16 protein-coding genes are annotated in these 19,109 nt (G+C 73.2%); 9 read left to right on the top strand and 7 right to left on the bottom strand.

Annotated features, from left to right (window positions below; translation table 11 throughout):
• Positions 1–148 precede the first annotated feature (148 nt).
• Positions 149–1,645, bottom strand: coding sequence for a DHA2 family efflux MFS transporter permease subunit (locus ACFC0Z_RS03825; RefSeq protein ID WP_376432388.1), 1,497 nt, complete (start codon positions 1,643–1,645; stop codon positions 149–151).
• A 178-nt stretch (positions 1,646–1,823) separates the two neighbouring features.
• Here ACFC0Z_RS03825 and ACFC0Z_RS03820 point away from each other — a divergent pair, with 178 nt between their 5' ends.
• Positions 1,824–2,294: a pyridoxamine 5'-phosphate oxidase gene (locus ACFC0Z_RS03820; protein ID WP_376432386.1), complete on the top strand. Its 471-nt coding sequence runs from the start codon at positions 1,824–1,826 to the stop codon at positions 2,292–2,294.
• A 6-nt stretch (positions 2,295–2,300) separates the two neighbouring features.
• On the opposite strand, the gene ACFC0Z_RS03815 is transcribed toward ACFC0Z_RS03820, so the two are convergent.
• Complete coding sequence (locus ACFC0Z_RS03815) at positions 2,301–3,692, bottom strand: FAD-binding oxidoreductase (RefSeq protein ID WP_376432384.1); 1,392 nt, start codon at positions 3,690–3,692, stop codon at positions 2,301–2,303.
• Positions 3,693–3,933: 241 nt separating this feature from the next.
• On the opposite strand from ACFC0Z_RS03815, the gene ACFC0Z_RS03810 reads away from it, so the two are divergent.
• A complete protein-coding gene (locus ACFC0Z_RS03810; RefSeq protein WP_376432382.1) occupies positions 3,934–4,116 on the top strand; it encodes an SflA family class IV lanthipeptide in 183 nt (60 codons plus the stop codon).
• Positions 4,117–4,118: 2 nt separating this feature from the next.
• Positions 4,119–6,731 (top strand): class IV lanthionine synthetase LanL, encoded by a 2,613-nt coding sequence (gene lanL / locus ACFC0Z_RS03805; RefSeq protein ID WP_376432380.1) that lies wholly within the window; start codon positions 4,119–4,121, stop codon positions 6,729–6,731.
• 19 nt (positions 6,732–6,750) lie between these two features.
• Here lanL and ACFC0Z_RS03800 read toward each other — a convergent pair whose 3' ends face one another.
• Both ACFC0Z_RS03800 and ACFC0Z_RS03795 read right to left on the bottom strand, forming a co-directional pair.
• Positions 6,751–7,089: a P-II family nitrogen regulator gene (locus ACFC0Z_RS03800; protein WP_376432378.1), complete on the bottom strand. Its 339-nt coding sequence runs from the start codon at positions 7,087–7,089 to the stop codon at positions 6,751–6,753.
• On the bottom strand, positions 7,086–8,408 hold the full coding sequence (locus ACFC0Z_RS03795) for an ammonium transporter (RefSeq protein ID WP_376432376.1): 1,323 nt from the start codon (positions 8,406–8,408) through the stop codon (positions 7,086–7,088). The genes ACFC0Z_RS03800 and ACFC0Z_RS03795 overlap by 4 nt, the downstream gene beginning before the upstream one ends.
• A 181-nt stretch (positions 8,409–8,589) precedes the next feature.
• Here ACFC0Z_RS03795 and ACFC0Z_RS03790 point away from each other — a divergent pair, with 181 nt between their 5' ends.
• The 3 genes from ACFC0Z_RS03790 to ACFC0Z_RS03780 are packed head-to-tail and all read left to right on the top strand — an operon-like array spanning position 8,590 to position 13,680.
• A complete protein-coding gene (locus ACFC0Z_RS03790; RefSeq protein WP_376432374.1) occupies positions 8,590–10,275 on the top strand; it encodes a GMC oxidoreductase in 1,686 nt (561 codons plus the stop codon).
• A gap of 5 nt (positions 10,276–10,280) precedes the next feature.
• Positions 10,281–11,783, top strand: a complete 1,503-nt coding sequence (locus ACFC0Z_RS03785) for a patatin-like phospholipase family protein (RefSeq protein WP_376432372.1) — start codon at positions 10,281–10,283, stop codon at positions 11,781–11,783.
• 46 nt (positions 11,784–11,829) lie between these two features.
• Entirely contained in the window at positions 11,830–13,680 is a 1,851-nt protein-coding gene (locus ACFC0Z_RS03780) for a hypothetical protein (RefSeq protein WP_376432370.1), read from the top strand.
• A 13-nt stretch (positions 13,681–13,693) separates the two neighbouring features.
• Here ACFC0Z_RS03780 and ACFC0Z_RS03775 read toward each other — a convergent pair whose 3' ends face one another.
• Positions 13,694–14,392, bottom strand: coding sequence for a TetR/AcrR family transcriptional regulator (locus ACFC0Z_RS03775; RefSeq protein ID WP_376432368.1), 699 nt, complete (start codon positions 14,390–14,392; stop codon positions 13,694–13,696).
• A 103-nt stretch (positions 14,393–14,495) separates the two neighbouring features.
• Here ACFC0Z_RS03775 and ACFC0Z_RS03770 point away from each other — a divergent pair, with 103 nt between their 5' ends.
• The gene (locus ACFC0Z_RS03770; protein ID WP_376432365.1) at positions 14,496–16,253 is read left to right on the top strand and encodes a S8 family serine peptidase; all 1,758 of its coding nucleotides are present in this window, start codon (positions 14,496–14,498) and stop codon (positions 16,251–16,253) included.
• Between the two features lie 23 nt (positions 16,254–16,276).
• A complete protein-coding gene (locus ACFC0Z_RS03765; RefSeq protein ID WP_376432363.1) occupies positions 16,277–16,639 on the top strand; it encodes a hypothetical protein in 363 nt (120 codons plus the stop codon).
• 13 nt (positions 16,640–16,652) lie between these two features.
• On the opposite strand, the gene zapE is transcribed toward ACFC0Z_RS03765, so the two are convergent.
• A complete protein-coding gene (zapE, locus tag ACFC0Z_RS03760) occupies positions 16,653–17,723 on the bottom strand; it encodes a cell division protein ZapE (RefSeq protein ID WP_376432360.1) in 1,071 nt (356 codons plus the stop codon).
• Positions 17,724–17,989: 266 nt separating this feature from the next.
• On the opposite strand from zapE, the gene ACFC0Z_RS03755 reads away from it, so the two are divergent.
• Entirely contained in the window at positions 17,990–18,439 is a 450-nt protein-coding gene (locus ACFC0Z_RS03755; RefSeq protein ID WP_376432358.1) for a VOC family protein, read from the top strand.
• Between the two features lie 7 nt (positions 18,440–18,446).
• On the opposite strand, the gene ACFC0Z_RS03750 is transcribed toward ACFC0Z_RS03755, so the two are convergent.
• Positions 18,447–19,013, bottom strand: coding sequence for a VOC family protein (locus ACFC0Z_RS03750; protein WP_376432356.1), 567 nt, complete (start codon positions 19,011–19,013; stop codon positions 18,447–18,449).
• Positions 19,014–19,109: the final 96 nt, after the last annotated feature.

Raw genomic sequence — 19,109 nt, 5'->3', positions numbered from 1 at the left:
GGCCGGGGGGGGGGTGCCCGGGCGCTGCGCGTGCCCGCCGCCGGGCGGGGCGCCCCCGCCCACCACGCCGTCGGCGGGGCCGCCGCGCGGGGCGGGGGCGGCCCCCGCGACGGCGTCGGCGGAAGCGAGGAGCGGAAGGAGGGAACGGTCAGTCGGACGTGGCGGCGCTCTTCGCGGTCCGGTCGTCCTCGTCCTGGGCCTCGGGCGCGGCCGGCGGCTCGGGGACGGGGGGCGTGCGGACCAGCAGGGCCACGAGCACCGCGACCGCGCCGAGTGCGGCGCCCACGCCGAAGCCCCAGCGGATGCCGGTGGCCAGGGCGTCCGTGGCGTCGGCGCCGTCGGCCGCCGCCGCGACGGCTCGTCCCGACATGACGCTGATCATCAGGGCGGTGCCCGCGGCGGCGGCGACCTGCTGGAGCGAGCCGAGGATCGCGGAGCCGTGCGGGTACAGGTGCGGCGGGAGGACGGACAGGCCCGACGTGAAGACCGGGGTGAAGACGAACGCCATGCCGGCGCTCAGCGCGACGTGGAGGACGAGCACCACCCACGGCGAGGTCTCGGCGCCCGTGAGCGCGAACAGCGCGAGGCAGAGCGCGGTGAGCGCGGCTCCGGGGACGACGAGCCGCGGCGCGCCGATGCGGTCGTAGAGCTTGCCGACCTGCGGTCCGAGCAGGCCCATGGTCAGGCCGCCGGGGATGAGCAGCAGGCCCGTCTGCAGGGAGCTGAGGCCCTGGACCTCCTGGAGGTAGATGGGCAGCAGGATGAACGCGCCCATGAGCGCCATGAACGTCAGGCACATCAGGCCGAGCGCCACGGAGAAGTGACGGTACGTCAGAGCGCGGAGGTCGAGAAGGGGCGTGGAGGAGCGCTGGAGTGCGAGCTGCCGCCAGACGAACAGGCCGACCAGCACCGCGCCGACGAGGGTCGTGACCTCGGGCGGCACGACGGTCGACGCGCCCTCGCCCGCTCCGAGCCCGCCCAGGCCGTAGACGAGGGCGCCGAAGCCCGCCGCCGCGAGGGGGACGGACAGCCAGTCGATCGGTACCGCCTGCGGCTCGCCGATGTCGACGAGGTTGCGGCGGCCGAATATGGCCATGGCCACGGCGATGGGCAGGACGGCCAGGAACAGCAGGCGCCACGTGCCCAGTTCGAGCAGCACGCCGGAGACGGCGGGGCCGAGCGCGGGCGCGACGGAGATGACGAGCGTGATGTTGCCCATGACGCGGCCGCGGTCGCTCGGCGGTACGAGCGTCATCAGCGTCGTCATGAGGAGCGGCATCATGACGGCGGTGCCGCTCGCCTGGATGACGCGGGCCACCAGGAGTACGGGGAAGGCGGGCGCGGCCGCGGCCAGGGCCGTACCGGCGATGAACAGCGTCATGGCCAGGCCGAACGCGGTCCGGGTCGTCACGCGCTGGAGGAACCATCCGGTCACCGGGATGACGACGGCCATGGTGAGCATGAAGGCGGTGGACAGCCAGCCCGCGGCGGACGCGGTGACCTCGAACTCCCTCATGAGGCGCGGGATCGCGTTGACCATGATCGTCTCGTTGAGGAGCACGACGAACGTGGACAGCACCAGGATCCGCAGCACGGCGGTGACGCGTTCGGGCGGCAGTGCGGGGGTTGCGTGCGGTGCTTGCATGGTGCCTTCCGTCAGGTGAGTGCCCTCCGCGGCGGGGACGGGCGAGTCACAGGGCAGACTGCGGCGCGGCGGGAAACTCATCGGTGTCCCCCGATGATGACGATGCCCCGGCCCGCCCTCAAATGAATTTTCGACGACATCGGTAGAGTCACCACGGTACGAGAGGAGTTGGTACCCCGTGGTGCCTCTGCCCGAGGAACTCGCGTCCGCGCTGCGGTCGCTGTCCACCCTGACGCTCGCCTACGCCGACGCCGAGGGCCCCCAGGCGTGCGCGGTCCTGTACGCCGTCGCGGATCCGGCCGCCGGGTCGCTCGTCTTCGTCTCCGACCCGGTCACCACCCGGCACGGGCGGGCGCTGGCGGCGGGCGGGAACGAGGGCGCCGCCGTCGCCTTCACCGCGCAGGCCGACGGGCAGGAGTGGAGCCGGCTGACCGGCCTCCAGGGCCGGGGGCGGTGCCACCGCCTGGCGGCCGGCGCGGAGCGGGACGCGGCGTTCGCGGCGTACGCGGATCGGTTCCCGTTCGTCCGCGAGAACGCCCGGCTGCGGGAGGCGCTGGCCGCCACCGCGCTCTGGGAACTGCGCCCCGCCTGGCTGCGGTTGATCGACAACGGCCGTGGGTTCGGACACAAGACGGAGTGGACGGCTTAGGGTCCTCTAGAGCGGCACCGTCGGCGGGATGTTCTGGTTGAGGGCGAAGACGTTCCCGGGGTCGTACCGGTCCTTGAGTTCGACGAGGCGGGCGTACTTCTCCGGGCCGTAGGAGGCGCGGAGCCGCGCGCCCTCGTCCCCGGCGATGAAGTTGGGCACCGAGGTGCCGGTCGACCAGGGGCGCATGGTCTCGTGGAAGGAGCGCGTCCAGTCGATGTGCCGCTCGCGTTCCTCGTTCCCCCACCAGATGGCGAGGCAGAAGCAGACCCACTTCGTGGCGGGGGTGGAGAGGGCCATGGCCCCGGGGTCCAGGCGGTCCATCTCGCCGCCCAGCGGGCAGAAGATCACCTGGGTCAGGGGAGCGGCCAGCGACTCCGTCTTCGCGATCGCCGCGTCGATCGCCTCGTCCGGCAGCTCGGGCAGGTAGTCGATCTTGAAGTACTCGCTGACGCCGACCGGTGAGCCGTCGTCGAGCATCCGCTGCAGGGCGGTGTACGGCATGGGGCCGACCCGCCGGACCCAGGGGTCGCCCCACTCGACCAGCGGCCGCAGGGCCTCCTCGCCGCGCGCCGCGTCACCCACGTACACGACGATCACGCCGACTGCGGGCTGTCCGCGGCCCTCTTCCGGGACGAACTCCTCGGGCGGTGCGGTGATCAGGGCGACGGCCCCGGTCACCTCGTCGGGCGCCTGCTCCAGGAAGTCCCGGTAGAAGCGGACGAGCGGGCCGGCGACCGCGCGCGGGTGCAGCAGCATCCCGGCGTACAGGAGCGGCCCGACGGGGTGGAGCCGGAAACCGAAGTCGGTCGCGACGCCGAAGTTGCCGCCGCCGCCCCGCAGGCCCCAGAAGAGGTCGGCGTTCTCCCGCTCGTCGGCGCGGAGGAGCCGCCCGTCGGCGGTCACCACGTCGACCGAGGTGAGGTTCCAGGCGGACGGTCCGTACATGCGCTCCAGCCAGCCGGAGCCGCTGCCCAGGGTGAGTCCGGCGACCCCGGTGTCCGACACGCGCCCGCCGGTCACCGCGAGGCCCTGCTCCTGGGTGGCGGCGTCGAGCTCGCCCCACGTCAGCCCGGCGCCGAACCGTCCGGTGCGGGCCTCGGGATCGATCTCGACGTGCTTCATGGGGCTGGTGTCGACGACGAGTCCGCCCTCGCAGGACGCGAAGCCGGCGGTGGCGTGCCCACCGCCGCGCACCGACACGTCGAGGCCCCGCTCGCGGGCGTACCGGAGGGCGGCGCGGACGTCCTCGGGCCCGGTGCAGCGGGCGACGATCTCGGGATGCTGGTCGAGGTCCCGGTTCACGCAGCGGCGCACGCTCTCGTACGCGGGGTCGTCGGGTCCGACGGTCTCGCCCCTGAATCCGGGGATGCGGGCGGAGGGGTGCTGTGTGGTGGTCATGGCGCTGGTCCCTGCCGTCGACTCGGCCGCCTGCCCTACGTCGCCAGTATGCGACCCGACCCACCGGTAGGCGACCGCTGCGGAGTCGTCGGAAACGGGCAGGGAGCGGCCGGGGAGCGGTCAGGAGGAGTGGGAAACGGTCGAAAACCCTCCAGGAGTGGCCCGTTTTCGCCCTCTTGTCAGCAAGTCCGGCCCTCCCTAGCTTGGTTCAGCCAAACCCGGCCAATCATGGAGGCGTGACATGCCCTTTGCCGTGCTGGATCTTCCGGAGACCGACGGAATCCGCGACGCGGGACCGCTGGAGATCGACGACGAGGCGCTCGCGTTCGAGGACGACGACCGCAGCGACCGCGAACACACCGCGTGTCTCTCCGACCCCTGGGTGACCGCCACCACCCGCTTCGCCTGCGACCTGAACTCGTAGCGGTGGCCGTTTCCATCACCGGCCGCGGCGGGTGGTCCGACGACACCTGGTCGTATCTGAACGATCCGCGCATGCCGGTGATGGAGCACGGCTGGAAACTGCACGTCTCGGCGCGTCCGGGCGACCTCGACGCCGTGATCGGGCTCGTCCTGCCCGTACTCTCCCGGCACGTCTGCCACGCGAAGTTCGCGCGTGACCCCGAGACGCTGCGCCGCCTCAACTCCGGGGTGGTGAGCGCCGGAGCCGTCGGGAAGGCGATCACCGTCTATCCCCCGGCCGGCGCCGTGGCCGAGGTCGGCCGGGAACTCGCCGCCGTGCTGCGTGACCGGGAAGGCCCCCGGATCGTCAGCGACCGGCGCGTCGACCCGAACGCCCCGGTCTACTACCGCTACGGCCCCTTCACGGGCGACTACCGGACCGGCCGGAGCGGGCGGCTCGAATCCGTCATGACCGGGCCGGACGGACAGATCTTCGACGGCCTGGCCGTCGGCCGGTACCGGTGCCCGCCCTGGGCCGAGGACCCCTTCGCCCGCGCGTCCGGCCACGGTGACGAGCCGACCGCGGCCGACTTCGGCGGCGGACGCTACAGGATCACCGGAGGCATCGCGCGCTCGGCCCGGGGCAACGTCTACCGCGCGGTCGACCGCGCCGCCGGAACGCCGGTGGTGGTCAAGCAGGCGCGGGCCTTCGTCGGCGAGGACGAGTCGGGTACGGACACCCGCCACCGGCTGCGGAACGAGCGCGCGGTCCTCGCCGCGCTGGACGGCGTCACGGGCGTTCCCCGGGCACTGGACTACTTCGCGCACCAGTCGGACGAGTACCTGGTGACGAGCAGCTGCGGCGACCGGAACCTGCGCACGGACGTGCTGCGGAACGGCCCCTACGGGGACGGCGGAGCCCGGCACGACGGCACCCGGCCGGAGCGCGCCCTGCCCGTCCTCGCCTCCCGTCTCCTGCGCGTCCTGGACGCGATCCACGGCCGGGGCGTCGTCGTCCGTGACCTCAAGCCCGACAACGTCGTGCTCGACGACTCGGGCGCCGGCCACGTCCACGTGATCGACTTCGGGATCAGCGAGTGGAACGGCTCCGGTCCGGGCGGGGCCACCCCCGGGTACAGCGAGCCGGTGCTCCGCGCGGACGGACCCGCCGCTCCCGCCGACGACCACTACGCCCTCGGCGCGACCCTCTTCTTCGCCGCCACCGGCCTGGATCCGGTGATCGTCGACTCCGACCACCGGGTCAACCGGGACCGGACCCTGGCCTGCCTGGCGTCGGCCCTGCCGGGCCGCGCTCACGAGGGCATACGGTCGACCATCACCGGCCTGCTGAGCTTCGACCCGGCCGAACGGACAACCGCCGCCGACCGCCTGCGCACGGGCACGGGCGCCCCCGCGCGCCAGGCCGCTCGCAGGCCCCCGTACCCCCGGATCGACGGCGACCTGCTCGCCGAGATCATCGAGCACACCGTGTCGTACTGCGTCGACGAGGCGCACGCGATCGTGGACCCGGTACGGGCCGCGCAGCGCAACGTCCCGGCCTCGATCGACGTCTACGGCGGCAGTTCGGGCCTCGGGCTCGAACTGCTCCACCACACCCACCGGCCCCAGGTGCGCTCCGCCGTGGCCGCGTTGGCCGAGTGGACGGCGGCACAGGCCAGGAACCTCGGTCCCGGCTTCTACACAGGGAGTACCGGCGTCGAGCTCTTCCTCGCGGAGGCCGGGGCAGCGGGATCCGCGGCCCCGACGTCCGGGCACCCCGTCCTCCCGGACCGCGCACCGGACGGTGGGCCCCCGGAGGCCGACCTGATCGCGGGCGCCGCCGGGATCGGCCTCGGCCGGCTGCTGCTCGCCCGACACGCCCTGCGGTCCGGTGACCGGGGCGCCGCGGACCGGCACCTCTCCGTCGCCGCCGACTGCGAGCGGATGCTCGCGTCGGGCACGGCCCGGCTGAACCCGACGGGTGCGGACAAGGCCGGCGGCGCCGCGCTCGGCGAGGGCATCGCGCACGGCGAGGCGGGCGTCGCCTGGTTCCTGCTCGACTACGGCCACGCGACCGGGGACCCCGGCGCGATCAGCCGTTCCGAGAAGGCCGCCGCGCACCTGGCGGCCGTGACACCGGGGATCATCGCGGCGGCCTCCGCGCCGGGGGCAACTCGCCGTTACGGGTCGTGGTGCCGCGGCCTGGCCGGGATCGGAGCCGTCCTCGTCCGGGCCGCCGAACTCCTCGAAGAGCCCCGGTACCTCGACCTCGCCCAGCAGGCCGCGCGCGCCTGCGCCGCGCTGGCACCGCGGATGCCGCTGGTCTCGCAGTGCTGCGGGCTTGCGGGGGTGGGCGACCTGATGGTGGACCTCGCACGGGCGACCGCCTCCACGACCGCGACCGCGACCACGTCCGCGTCCACGTCCGCGTCCGCGTCCGAGGAGTTCTGGGAGGCGGCCGAGACCGTCGCCCTGCTCATCCTGAGCCGCAGCGGCGGCACCTGGTCCCGGCCGGTGTTCCCGGACCCCGGTCTCGCCGGGCCGAGCGCGACCTGGGCCGGCGGTTCGGCGGGCGTGCTGGCCTTCTTCCGACGGCTGCACGACCGGGGCGGTCCGCGTCTCGGCCTCGACGCCTGACCGCCGGCTCCGGCACCCGTCAGAGCGCGTCGGGCCCGCGCTCCCCCGTGCGGACGCGGACCACGGTCTCCACCGGCACCATCCACACCTTGCCGTCGCCGATCTTGCCCGTGTGGGCGGCACGCACGATCGCGTCGACGGCGTCGTCCGCGTCGGCGTCCTCGACGACGACCTCGATCCGCGCCTTGGGGACCAGGTCGACCTGGTACTCGGCGCCCCGGTACACCTCGGTGTGCCCGCGCTGACGCCCGTACCCGCTGGCCTCGGTGACCGTGAGGCCGGCGATGCCGAGCGTCTGGAGCGCGTTCTTCACCTCGTCGAGGCGGTACGGCTTGACGATCGCGGTGATCAGCTTCATGCGGAGGGCTTCCTGTCCTTGGCGGGCGCGACGACGGCGGACGTGGCGTGCAGCGGCGCGCCTGCGTGGCCGAGCACGCCGTGATCGTAGGCGGTCTCCGCGTGGACCGTCTGGTCGAGTCCGGTCAATTCCTGTTCGGCGGAGGCCCGCAGGCCGATGAGCCGGTCGAGGGCCTTGCCGATCCCGTACGTGACGAGGAAGGTGTACGCGGCCACGGCCACCACCGCGACGGCCTGCCGGCCGAGCTGGCCGAGCCCGCCGCCGTACAGCAGGCCCTCCTTGCCGCCGGTCATCACCGAGGTGGCGACCAGGCCGATCATGAGGGTGCCGACGACGCCGCCGACGAAGTGGACGCCGACGACGTCGAGGGAGTCGTCGTAGTCGAAGCGGAACTTCCAGGCGACGGCGTACGAGCAGACGACACCGGCCGCGAGGCCGACGGCGGCGGCACCGGGCATCGCGACGACGCCGCACGCCGGGGTGATCGCGACGAGCCCGGCGACGGCGCCGGAGGCCGCGCCGAAGGTGGTCGGGTGGCCGTCGCGGCGCTGCTCGACGAAGAGCCAGCCGAGCAGACCGGTGCACCCGGCGACGAGGGTGTTGAGGAGGGACGCGGCGGCCAGGCCGTTGGCGCCGAGCGCCGAGCCGCCGTTGAAGCCGAGCCAGCCGAACCAGAGCAGTCCGGCGCCGAGCATGACCATGGGCAGGTTGTGGGGCCGCATGGCGTCCTTCTTGAAGCCGATCCGCGGGCCGAGGACGAGGCAGAGCGCCAGTCCCGAGGCGCCCGAGGCGATCTCGACGACGAGGCCGCCGGCGAAGTCGAGGGCTCCCAGGGACCGGGAGATCCAGCCGCCGGGACCCCACACCCAGTGCGCGACGGGGACGTATACGAGGAGGGTCCAGACCGGTACGAAGACGAGCCAGCCGGCGAAGCTCGTGCGGTCCGCGACGGCGCCGCTGACGAGCGCCGCCGTGATGATCGCGAACGTCAGCTGGAAGGTGCTGAAGAGGAAGGTCGGGACCGTGCCGGTGAGGGAGTCCGGGCCGATGCCCGCGAGGCCGAGGTGGTCGAGGCCGCCGATGAGGCCGCCGACGGCGTCCTCGCCGAACGCGAGGGAGTACCCCGCGACCAGCCAGACCACCGTGACGAGGGCGATCGACACGAAGCTCATCATCAGCATGTTGAGGACGCTCTTCGTGCGGACCATGCCCCCGTAGAACAGGGCCAGGCCGGGGGTCATCAGCAGCACGAGCGCGGTGGCGACGAGCAGCCAGGCGGTGTCGCCGGTGTCGAGCCGGGGTGCGGCGGCGAGGGGCATCAGCGGTCTCCTCCTACAGGTTCGAGGGGAGAGCCTCACGGGAACGCGTTTCGCGACGCGTACGCCGGCGTTTCCGGCGTGTTTCGTGTTTCCCCGGCGTCAACAGGCCCTCACAGCCGGGCCCGCACGGCTCGGCGCCGCCCGACGTGCGGGCACCGCCGCACGGGTGAACGATGGAGACGTGGCGAGCCTGGACGTCTTCGACGCCGTCGTCGTGGGGTCGGGTTTCGGCGGCTCCGTGACGGCGTATCGCCTGGCCGAGGCCGACCTTCGGGTGTGCGTCCTCGAACGCGGGAAGCCGTTCCCGCCCGGATCCTTCCCCCGCAGCCCCCACGAGGCGGCGAAGAACTTCTGGGACCCGGACGCCGGGCTCCACGGCATGTACGACATGTGGAGCTTCTCCACGATGGACGCGCTCGTGTCGAGCGGTCTCGGCGGCGGCTCGCTGATCTACGCGAACGTGCTGATCCGCAAGCCGGAGCGCTGGTTCGTCCACGAGGCGTACGACGGCGGGTACGAGAAGTGGCCCGTCACCTACGCCGACCTCGACCCGCACTACCGGGACGTCGAGACCATGCTCGGCGCCCGGCCGTACCCCTTCGGCGTGGAGCCGTACCGGAGCACGCCGAAGACGCGGGCCATGCGCGAGGCCGCCGAGCGGCTCGGGATTCCGTGGGAACTCCCTTCGCTGGCCGTCTCCTTCGGCGATCCGCCGGTGCCCGGCGCCCCGATCGACGACGGTTCCGGCAATCTGCACCACAGCCCGCGCTTCGCGTGCCGGCTCGTCGGCGAGTGCGACCTCGGCTGCAACTTCGGCAGCAAGAACAGTCTCGACTTCACCTATCTGAGTGCCGCGCAACGCCTCGGGGCGGAGATCCGGACCCTGTGCGAGGTCCGCGCCTTCGCGCCGGTACGGGAGGGCTTCGAGGTCACGTACATCGAGCACCGCCCCGCCGGCGCGGAGGACCCGGCGGCTCCGCCCGTTCGGCGGACCGTCAGGGCCCGGCGGCTGATCCTCTCCGCCGGAACGCTCGGGACGACGTACCTGCTGCTGCGGAACCGCAGCGCGTTCCCCGCGCTCAGCCCGGCCCTCGGGACGCACTTCTCCGGGAACGGGGACTTCCTCGGCCTGGTGTTCAAGGCCAGGAAGGCGGGGGCGCGGGAGGAGAGCGTGCCGCGGATGATGGAGCCGAGTTTCGGGCCCGTCATCACCAGTGCGATGCGGTATGACAGGAAGGGCAGCGGGGCGAGCGACCGCGGCTTCTACATCGAGGACGCCGGATACCCCGAGTTCCTCAACTGGCTCGTCGAGCACAACGTCCTCACCATGACCAACAGGGTCGCGCGGTTCCTGATGCGCCGGGGATGGTCGCGGCTGACCGGGACCGCGCGCAGCCAGGTGGGCCGGCAGCTCGGCGCCGCCCTGGGCAAGGGCCTGTTCACCGCGACCTCGCTGCCGCTGCTCGGCATGGGCAGGGACGTGCCCAACGGCCGCATGTTCCTCCGGGACGGGAACCTGGACCTCGACTGGAAACTGGGCGCGTCCGACCGGTACTTCGACCAGATGAACGAGGCCATGGAGGAGATCGCGCACAGCCTCGGCGGACACTACGCGGCGAACCCCCTGTGGCTGCTCAACCGCCTCATCACCGTGCACCCGGTGGGCGGCGCGCCGATGGCCGACTCGTCGCGGGAGGGCGTGGTCGACTCCTTCGGCCGGGTGTACGACTGCCCGGGGCTCTCGGTCGCCGACGGCTCGGTCCTGCCGGGCCCGGTCGGCCCGAACCCCTCGCTGACCATCGCGGCGCTGGCCGACCGGGCGGCGCTCCGCCTCGTCGAGGACCACCGGAAGCACCGGAAGGCCTAGGAATCATGACGACGACCGGACATCCGACCGGACTCCCGCGCAGATCGCTCCTCCTCGCCGGCGGCGGCCTCAAGGTCGCCTACCAGGCCGGTGTCCTGCAAGTCCTGCTCGACGAGGCCGAGTTGACCTTCGACCACTGCGACGGCGCCAGCGGCGGGATCTTCAACCTCGCCATGTACTGCCAGGGGATGTCGGGGCACGAGATCGCCGACAGCTGGCGCACGCTGGCCCCGCTGAAGGGCGTCAGCCCGAACTGGCGCGAGCTGCCGAAGGGCCCCTACGCCCGCTCCCTCTTCACCCTGGACGGCTACCGGCGGCACGTCTTCCCGGAGTGGGGGCTCGACTGGGCGCGGATCCGGGCCACCGACCGCGAAGCCACCTTCAACCTCTACAACTTCAGCGCGAACGAGCTGGAGGCGGTGACCGCCGACCGCATGGACGAGGACCGGTTCTGCGCCGGGGTGGCGCTCCCCATGTGGTTCCCTCCGGTGGTCATCGACGGTGACACGTACATCGACCCGGTCTACCTGACCGACGCGAACGTCGAGGAGGCGATCCGGCGGGGCTGCGAGGAGCTGTGGATCATCTGGACGGTCAGCCGCAGGCACCGCTGGCGGGACGGATTCGTCGCCAACTACTTCCACGTCATCGAGACGACGGCCAACGGCCGCCTGAAGGACTGGCTGCGCCGGATCGAGGCGAACAACACGGCCCTCCGTGCCGGGGAGGAGGGCGAGTTCGGGCGGATCGTCGAGGTCCGGATGCTGAGCGGCGAGGTTCCCCTGAACTATCTGATCAACTTCGGCCGGGACCGGTTCGCCCAGGCCGTGGAGCTCGGGGTGCGGGACGCGCGCCGCTGGTGCACGGAGCAGGGGATTCCGTGGAAGCCCGGTGCCGCGCTCCCGCCCGTCGATCCCACCCGGCTGCGGTTCACCGAGCGCATGGTCGGGCGCGTGGCCTTCACGGGCGGGGCCCCCGCCGGGCTCGCCCTGCACGTGACCGTGGACGTCCGGGGCATGGACCGCTTCCTCTCCGGACCCGAGCACGAGGCCGAACTGCGGGGCGAGATCCGCTGCGAGGAGCTCGGCGGGCGGCTGCCGATCGAGCAGGGCACCTTCCAGCTGTTCGTGGAGCACACCGACCCGCAGCACCTGCGGATGCGCTACCGCGCGTTCTTCGCCGACCGGGCGGGTCACCCGCTCACGCTCAGCGGGTACAAGGACGTCAGTGAGGACTCCCGCCTGGGCGTGTGGCGCGACACCTCGGTGCTGCACACCCGTGTCCTGCGCGGTCACGTGCACGACGAGGAGGAGTCCGGGGCCGAGGTCGTCGCCTCCGGAACCGTACGCATCCGCCCCGCCGACTTCCTCAAGCAGCTCACCACCTTCCGGGTCGAGGCGCCGACCCCGCGGGACCGGGTGAATACCCTGCGGCGGTTCGGGCAGTTCTTCCTCGGCAGGTTGTGGGACGTGTACGCGCAGAAGGTCCTGCCCTGGTCGCCGCTGTGACCGGGGACGCCGCGACCGGGGACGCCGTGACCGAGGAGGAGCCTCCGTGGACTTCCATGAGCTGCGCGGACGCGCGGACGAGCTCCGGTTCACCCCTCAGGAGCCGGTGCGCTGGCTCGCACCGAGGGAGCTGGCCCGTACGGCGGTGAAGGTCGCCCTCGCCGCCGTCTTCGCCGGCTACTCGGACAAGCGGGAGATCCAGGGGGCCTTGGAGGCGGGTCTGCTGCGGGCGCCGCTGGCGGATCCCGGGGCCGAGGAGCTGTGGATCGACTTCGTCGCGGACCTCGGCGACGGGTTCGAGGCCACGGCCTCGGTGGCGTCGGCGCTGGGGCGGGACCGGCTCGACGTGCCGGGCCCCGGACCGCTCCCCCGCGGTGCGCTGCTCGTGCTCGGCGGTGACCAGGTGTACCCGGTGGCGTCGGCGACCGCGTACGAGGACCGGATGAAGGGCCCGTACCGCGCGGCGCTGCCGTCGGCGGCGGACCAGCCGCTCATGGTGGCGCTGCCGGGCAACCACGACTGGTACGACGGACTCACCGCGTTCCTGAGGATGTTCGCCCAGGAGAGCCCGGTCGGCGGCTGGCAGACGCGGCAGACCCGGAGCTACTTCGCCGTGCAGCTGCCGCAGCGCTGGTGGCTCGTCGGCCTCGACAGCCAGCTGGGCAGCTACGTCGACGACCCGCAGCGACGCTACTTCGAGGAGCACTTCTCGCCGCGTCTGCGGCCGGGCGACAGTGTGATCGTCTGCGCGGCGGAGCCCACGTGGGTACGGAGCGACGAGCGGCCCGACGCCTTCAACTCGCTGCACTGGTTCGACCGGAACATCGTGCGGTACCGCTTCGACCGCACGACCCGGACGCGCGAGGAGACGGGTGCGTCGATCCGGCTGTGGCTGACCGGCGACAAGCACCATTACGCCCGCTACGCGGAACGGTTGCCGCACGAGGCCCCGGAGGCGACGGGAGCGGACGCAGCCGTCCTGCCGCCCGACCCGCGGCGGCGCCAGATGGTGACGTGCGGTCTCGGCGGGGCGTTCCTCGCCTCCACGCACCGGCTGCCGAAGACCCTGCCGCTGCCGCCGGCCACGTCCCGCATGCGGCGGAAGGACGAGCCGCCGACGGCGTTCGCCCTCGCCCAGGAGACGTACCCGGACCCGGCGGAGTCCCGTTCCCTCGCCCGCGCGATCGCCACGCCCTGGTCGCGGTACTGGCTTCCGCGGCGCAACCCCGGATTCGCCGCGCTGGCGGCCGGGGTGCAGGTCGTGCTGGTCCTGCTCCTGGGCGCCCTGTTCACGCTGGCCGAGGGGCGGCACAACCCGGTCGGGGCGGTGCGGAGCGCCGGGGGCGACGACGTGCTCCGGCTGCTCTGGATCGCCGCCGGGCTCCTCGTGCTGCCGTTCGTGCTCGGCTGGTGGCGTGGGCTGCGGCGCGAGCGGCGCCCCCGGGCCCCCTCCGGCACACTCACGGCCGTGCTGTTCGAGGCGGCGGTCGCCGTCGCGGCCCTCGCGGTCGTCGTGGCGGTCGCCCGGGCGGTCCCCGCGTCCTGGAACGGCTTCGCGATCCTCGCGGTCCTGCTGGTCGTGGCGGCCGTGTTGGGCGCGTCCCTGGGGGCGCAGCTCTTCGCCCTGTGGGTGCTGTGGTCGGACCACGGGATCGTCGCCGAGTGGCAGATGTCCGGGCAGGCCCTCGACGACCACAAGGGCTTCCTCCGGATGCACCTCGGACGGGACGGCAGCCTCACCCTCTACCCGCTGGCGCTCGACGCGACCTGCCGGAACTGGGAGGTCGAGGAGGTGTCGGACGAGGACGGCGCCTGGAAGCGGCCGGTGCCCGTGCCGAAGCCGGGTGTGCGGCTCATCGAGGCGCCCGTCGTGATCGCGCGGCACGGCCGGGGGTGACCGGCGGGTCGGTTCAGTGGTCGAGCAGGGCGTCGAGCAGGGCGTCGAGTCCGGCGGCCAGCTGTTCCTCGCCGCCGCGGTCGGCGAGGGCGGGGCCGTACGCCCGCAGCATGGGGAAGTCGCGGGCGGGGAGGCGGTGCAGACCGAGCCGGAAGGCGGGGTCGGGTTCGTCGGGGTCGTCGACGACCGCGCGCAGGTCGATCACGATGTAGCCGAGGACCCAGGAGATGAAGGCCCGGTAGACCCGCAGCGCGGCGGCCTCGTCGAGACCGGCCGCGCTCAGCAGGGTCAGCAGGCGTTCGTGCACGCGCAGCACGGCGGGCGGGCGGCGGGCCAGCGGGACCGTCAGGGGGCGGCTGGCGCAGAGGGAGATGGTGTTCGGGTGCGCGACGGCGACCCGGTAGAGCTCGACGGCGATGCGGTGGAGCGTGTCCCGGAGGTCCGGGGGCGTAGGGGTCCTGGGGGGCGCGGAGGGCGGTCCGGAGCGCTTCCCCGGGGGTGAGAGCCGCTCCTCCACCTCCAGGAAGAGGGTCTCGACGAGGCCGTCGAGGAGGTCGTCCTTGCTCTCCGTGTACCGGTAGAGCGCCATGGTCTCCACGCCCAGCTCCCCCGCGACCCGGCGCATGCTCAGCGCGGCCAGGCCCTCGGCGTCCGCCACCGTGAGCGCGGCGCGCAGGACGCGCTCGCGGGTGAGTCGTTTCCGGCCGCTCATGATCAGGACCACCCTTGACGACCCGTCCCCCACAGGGGGAGCATATACGACATAAACGTATGAAGTACGCATATCTCGCATGCGTACGTCGAAGGAGGCGGTCATGACCGTCGAGAAGCTGGCTCCGCCGCTGGCAGCGGCGTACGAGCGCTATGTGCGGGAAGGCCGTCGCCGCGCCCCGCTGCGGGGGCCCGCGGGCATGATGGGGCTCGTCTCCGTCGAGCAGCGCGCCAAGCCGGTCCGGGTCGTCGTCACGGTGGAGTGCGACCCGGACGCCCCGCCCGTCGGCGTGGGCGGTGCCGAGATCAACGGCGGCGGGCGGTCGATCCGTACCGGCATCGTCCCGCTGGACGCCCTGGAGGAGCTGGCCGCACAGCCGGGAGTGCTCCGGATCGTGCCGGCCTCGCAGCTGCGGCCGTGCCTCGACCTGGCCCTCGCGAAGGTCGGCGTGCCCGCGTTCCGGGCCCGTCTGGACCGCACCGGGGACGGCGTGCTCGTCGGCGTGGTCGACACCGGCATCTTCGTCGGGCATCCCGCGTTCGCGGGGCGCATCGACCGCGTCTGGGACCAGACGCTGCCCGGCGGGGACGGGGTCCCCGAGGGCCCGTACGGGGCGGAGTTCACCGGCGTCGCGGCGGGCGGGCCCGTCCTGTCCCGGGACGAGGAGGGCCACGGCACGCACGTCGCGGGGATCGCGGCGGGCACCGAGGGCGTCGCTCCGGGCGCCCGGATCGTCGCGGTCAAGACGGACTTCCAGGACGCCCACATCATCGACGGCGTCCAGTACGTGTTCCGCCTGGCGGACGAGCTGGGCATGCCGGCGGTCGTCAACCTCAGCCTGGGCGGCCACTCCGACGCGCACGACGGCACGGACGTCATGTCCCTCGCCATCGAGGAGGAGAGCGGCCCCGGCAAGATCGTGTGCTGCGCCGCCGGGAACGAGGGCGAGGACGACATCCACGCGCGGCTCTCGGTGACACAGGGCGCCACCGTCTCCGTACCGTGCCACCCGGGGCGGATCGACGGCTCCCCCGACATCTTCTGGCTGAACGGCTGGTACGCGGGCGGGGACCGGCTCGACGTCGCCGTCGCGTCGCCGTCCGGCGACACCACGGACTTCCAGCCCGTCCTGACGGGCGGTTCGCCGGTCCGCTCGTACGACCTGGCGGACGGCGTCGTGCAGATCGTCACTCCGGGCCCCGACCCGGCCAACGGCGACCACAACTTCTTCGTGGCCGTGGAGCCCTCCGCGGCGGCCCCGGCCCCCGGGGCGCCGAAGTGGCGGCTCGTCCTGCGCGGGGCGGACGTCGGCGGACAGAGCTGCCGGTCCGACGTGTGGATGCTGGGCCGTCAGGAGGCGGAGCCCCCGGCGCAGTTCAGCGGGCCCGCCGTGCAGGACGCGCTCAAGATCGGCTCGCCCGGGGCGGCGACCTCGGCGATCACCGTGGCCGCGTCCACGACCCGTACCCAGTGGCAGGACATCGACGGCGCGCAGCGGCTGGCCACCTGGCTGGTCGCGGACGACATCGCGGGCTTCAGCAGCGAGGGCCCGCGCCGGGACGGCATGCCGAAACCCGATGTCACCGCCCCGGGGGCGATGATCGTCTCCGCGCTCTCCCCCGACGCGGTCGGACTGCGCCGGGCGTTCCTGGTCGACGGCCTCCATCTGGCGCTCCAGGGCACGAGCATGGCCTGCCCGTTCGTCGCCGGACTCGTCGCCCTGCTCCTGGAGGGCGACCCGAGCGCCGGCCCGGACAAGATCCGCTCCTTCCTCACGGCGGCGGCGACGGTACCGGGCGCGGCCCCGGGATCCTTCGACCCCAAGTGGGGGCACGGCCTCGTCGACGCGTCCCGTCTGTGACCCGCCGGGGCAGAATCAGGATCATGGACTACGACAAGCTCGACACCGCCCTCTCGGCCGCCGTGGACGCCGGCGACGCCGGCCACGTCGGCCCGGAGGGCAGGGACGACACGGGGGGCCGGGCCGCCACCGGGGACCAGGCCGCGACCGAGGACCAGGCCGAGGGCGGGACCGGCTCCGAGGTCAGGAACCTCCTGGTGACCGTCCTCCTGGAACAGCCCCCCACGGAAGCCCAGCGCGAGACGCTCCGCGACACGGGCGTCGACGTCGGGACGGCGGACCGGACGGTCGTCAGCGGCATGCTCTCGCGCGACGGGGTCGACCGGCTCTCCCACGAACCGTGGGTGCGCTCGATGACCCTGTCGTCGACCCGGCGCCCGCTCTAGGGGCAGGACGCCTCTAGGAAGGGTTCGCCGGGCTGCCGAGCATCGCCAGGCGGCTCGCCGTGCGGTCGAGGTCCCGGGTGGGGACCCGGTCGCCGGGGAGGGTGGCCAGGGGGTCGGCGCCGATGAGGATCAGGCGGGTGTCCCGGTCGCTGGCGACGTCGACGAGGTTCGCGAAGCGCTGCCGGCCGTCGGCGGTGGCCTCGGCCAGTGGGGGGACCCCGTCCAGGACGAGGGTGGCGAAGCGTTCGGCGAGGGCCAGGTAGTCGGGGACCGCCGTCGTCGTCTCGCAGAGCGCGTCGAAGGCGAGCCACACGAGGTCGCCGCGGACCGCGCGGGCCGGGAGGTCCCGCAGGTGTCCCCCGACGGAGGTGGCCTCGGCCGGGGTCGGAGGGGTCAGGCCCTCGGACTCCAGGGAGGGATCCCCCGGGGGCAGGCGCAGGCCCGTCGCGAAGCGGCGGCCGCCGTCCTGCGGCCGGGGGGACGCGAGTCGGCGGAAGTCCACCGGGCCCGAGACGTCCAGGACGTCCATCCGCTCCTCTATGAGCGCGATGGTCGGCTCGAAGAGGTGGTGGTAGAGGGGGTCCGGCATGAGGCCCGAAGGCGGGTAGTTGGAGGTCGTGACGAGGGTGATCCGGCGGTCGAGAAGCGTCCGGAAGAGGCGGGCGATGAGCATCGCGTCGCCCGCGTCGTGGGCGTGGAACTCGTCGAAGACGAGGACCTTGCTGTCCCCGATCAGCTCGTCGAGCGCGCTGTCGACGGCGCTCTGGCCGTCGTGGCGGGCACCCGGCCTGTTCACTCCCTCGTGCAGCCGCCGGAAGAAGTCGTGGAAGTGCAGGCGCCGCTTGCGGTTGGTCGGCAGCCCTTCGTAGAAGGTGTCGACGAGCCAGCTCTTCCCCCGGCCCACCGGGCCCCAGACGTACAGGTCGCGCGGTGGACGGGGGAACGTCCAGGCCGGCCGGGCGAGTTCGGACGCGAGGCGGGACAGCCGCCCGACCGCCGCCTCCTGCGCCGGGGCGATCGAGAACCCGCGCCGGGCGGCGGCCTCGTGGAAGTGGCGGCGCATGGCCTGCTCGTGCTGGGGCACCGGTCTGGTCATCCGTTCGTGCGCTGGTCCCGGGTCGGGGTGCCGACCGGCCGACCATGATCGCATCCGTCCAACCGCAGGGAAAGGCACGCCTGTTCGGGAGTGTCCTGGGAGCGATCCCGTCGGCCGGGCCACCGGGGGACCGAGCACGGCGGCGCCGGAACCGACGACGGTCCGTCACCTACGTCGAGTGTCGCGTACGGCTCCCCTGGCCCCGTATCGGTATACCGGTGGTCCACGCCCGCGCCACGCAGAGGGAGAACGTCATGGCGGTTCAACGGATGGACAACGTCGGCATCGTCGTCGAGGACCTGGACGCCGCCGTCGCCTTCTTCACCGCGCTCGGCCTCGAACTGGAGGGCAGGGCGCCGATCCAGGGGCTGTTCGCGGACCGGACCGTCGGCCTGGACGGGGTCCGCAGTGAGATCGCGATGATGCGGACGCCCGACGGGCACGGGAGGCTGGAGCTCGCGCGGTACGACTCCCCCGCCCCGGTCGGCGGCGGCGCGGCCGCCCCGCCGCCGCCTCACACGCTGGGGCTGCACCGCGTCATGTACGCCGTCGACGACCTCGACGAGACCCTCGCCCGGCTCCGCCCGCACGGCGCCGAACTGCTCGGCGGGATCGCCCGGTACGAGGACGTCTACCGGCTCTGCTATCTGCGCGGACCCTCGGGGATCGTCGTCGCCCTCGCCGAGCGGATCGGCATCGGCTGAGGCCTCGTCAGGCGGAACCCGTGAGGTGCCGCCAGACCGTCGGGTCCGTGCGGGGGCCGCCCGGGGTGTCCGCGCCGTAGCGGGCGATCTCGGCGTCGAGGTCGAGGGGGCGGGTGGGTGAGGTCATGGCCGCCAGCTCCTCGGCCACCGATCCGTCCGGGACCAGCCAGCAGACCTCGAAGTCCAGTCCGTCGGGGTCGCGGGCGTAGAGCGCCTTCGTGGAGGCGTGGTTGCTCGCGCCGGTGAGCGCGCCCGCCTCGGCGAGCCGGTCCCGTGTCCGGCGCAGTTCGGCGAGCGTGTCGACCTCCCAGGCCAGGTGGTAGAGACCGACCTGCCCTGTCTGCCGGGCGGCGGATCCGGGATGCCTGGCGGCGGAGCCGGGCTCCTGGGCCTGAGGCCGGGCCTGGAAGAGGCCGAGGTCGTGGTCGTTGGCGGAGCCGGCCGCCTGGAGGAAGGCGGCCCCGGGGAAGGCCTGCGGCAGGGCCTTGAAGCCGAGGACGTCGGTGTAGAAGGCCGTGCTGCGGGCCACGTCGGAGACGAACAGGACGGCGTGGTTGAGGCGTTGGATCGGCATCGTGGTCTCTCGGCTCCTTCAGGGTCGGTCCGTGGTCTTCCGCGATTGTGACGGGCGTCTTGCAGTCACGTGACAGGGGCCTGCGCACGCTTCCCA

This window comes from Streptomyces sp. NPDC056144 (genome assembly GCF_042264145.1).
Lineage (GTDB): Bacteria > Actinomycetota > Actinomycetes > Streptomycetales > Streptomycetaceae > Streptomyces.
The sequence above is the reverse complement of the archived record's forward strand: the minus strand, read 5'-3'. Positions and strand labels throughout refer to the sequence as shown.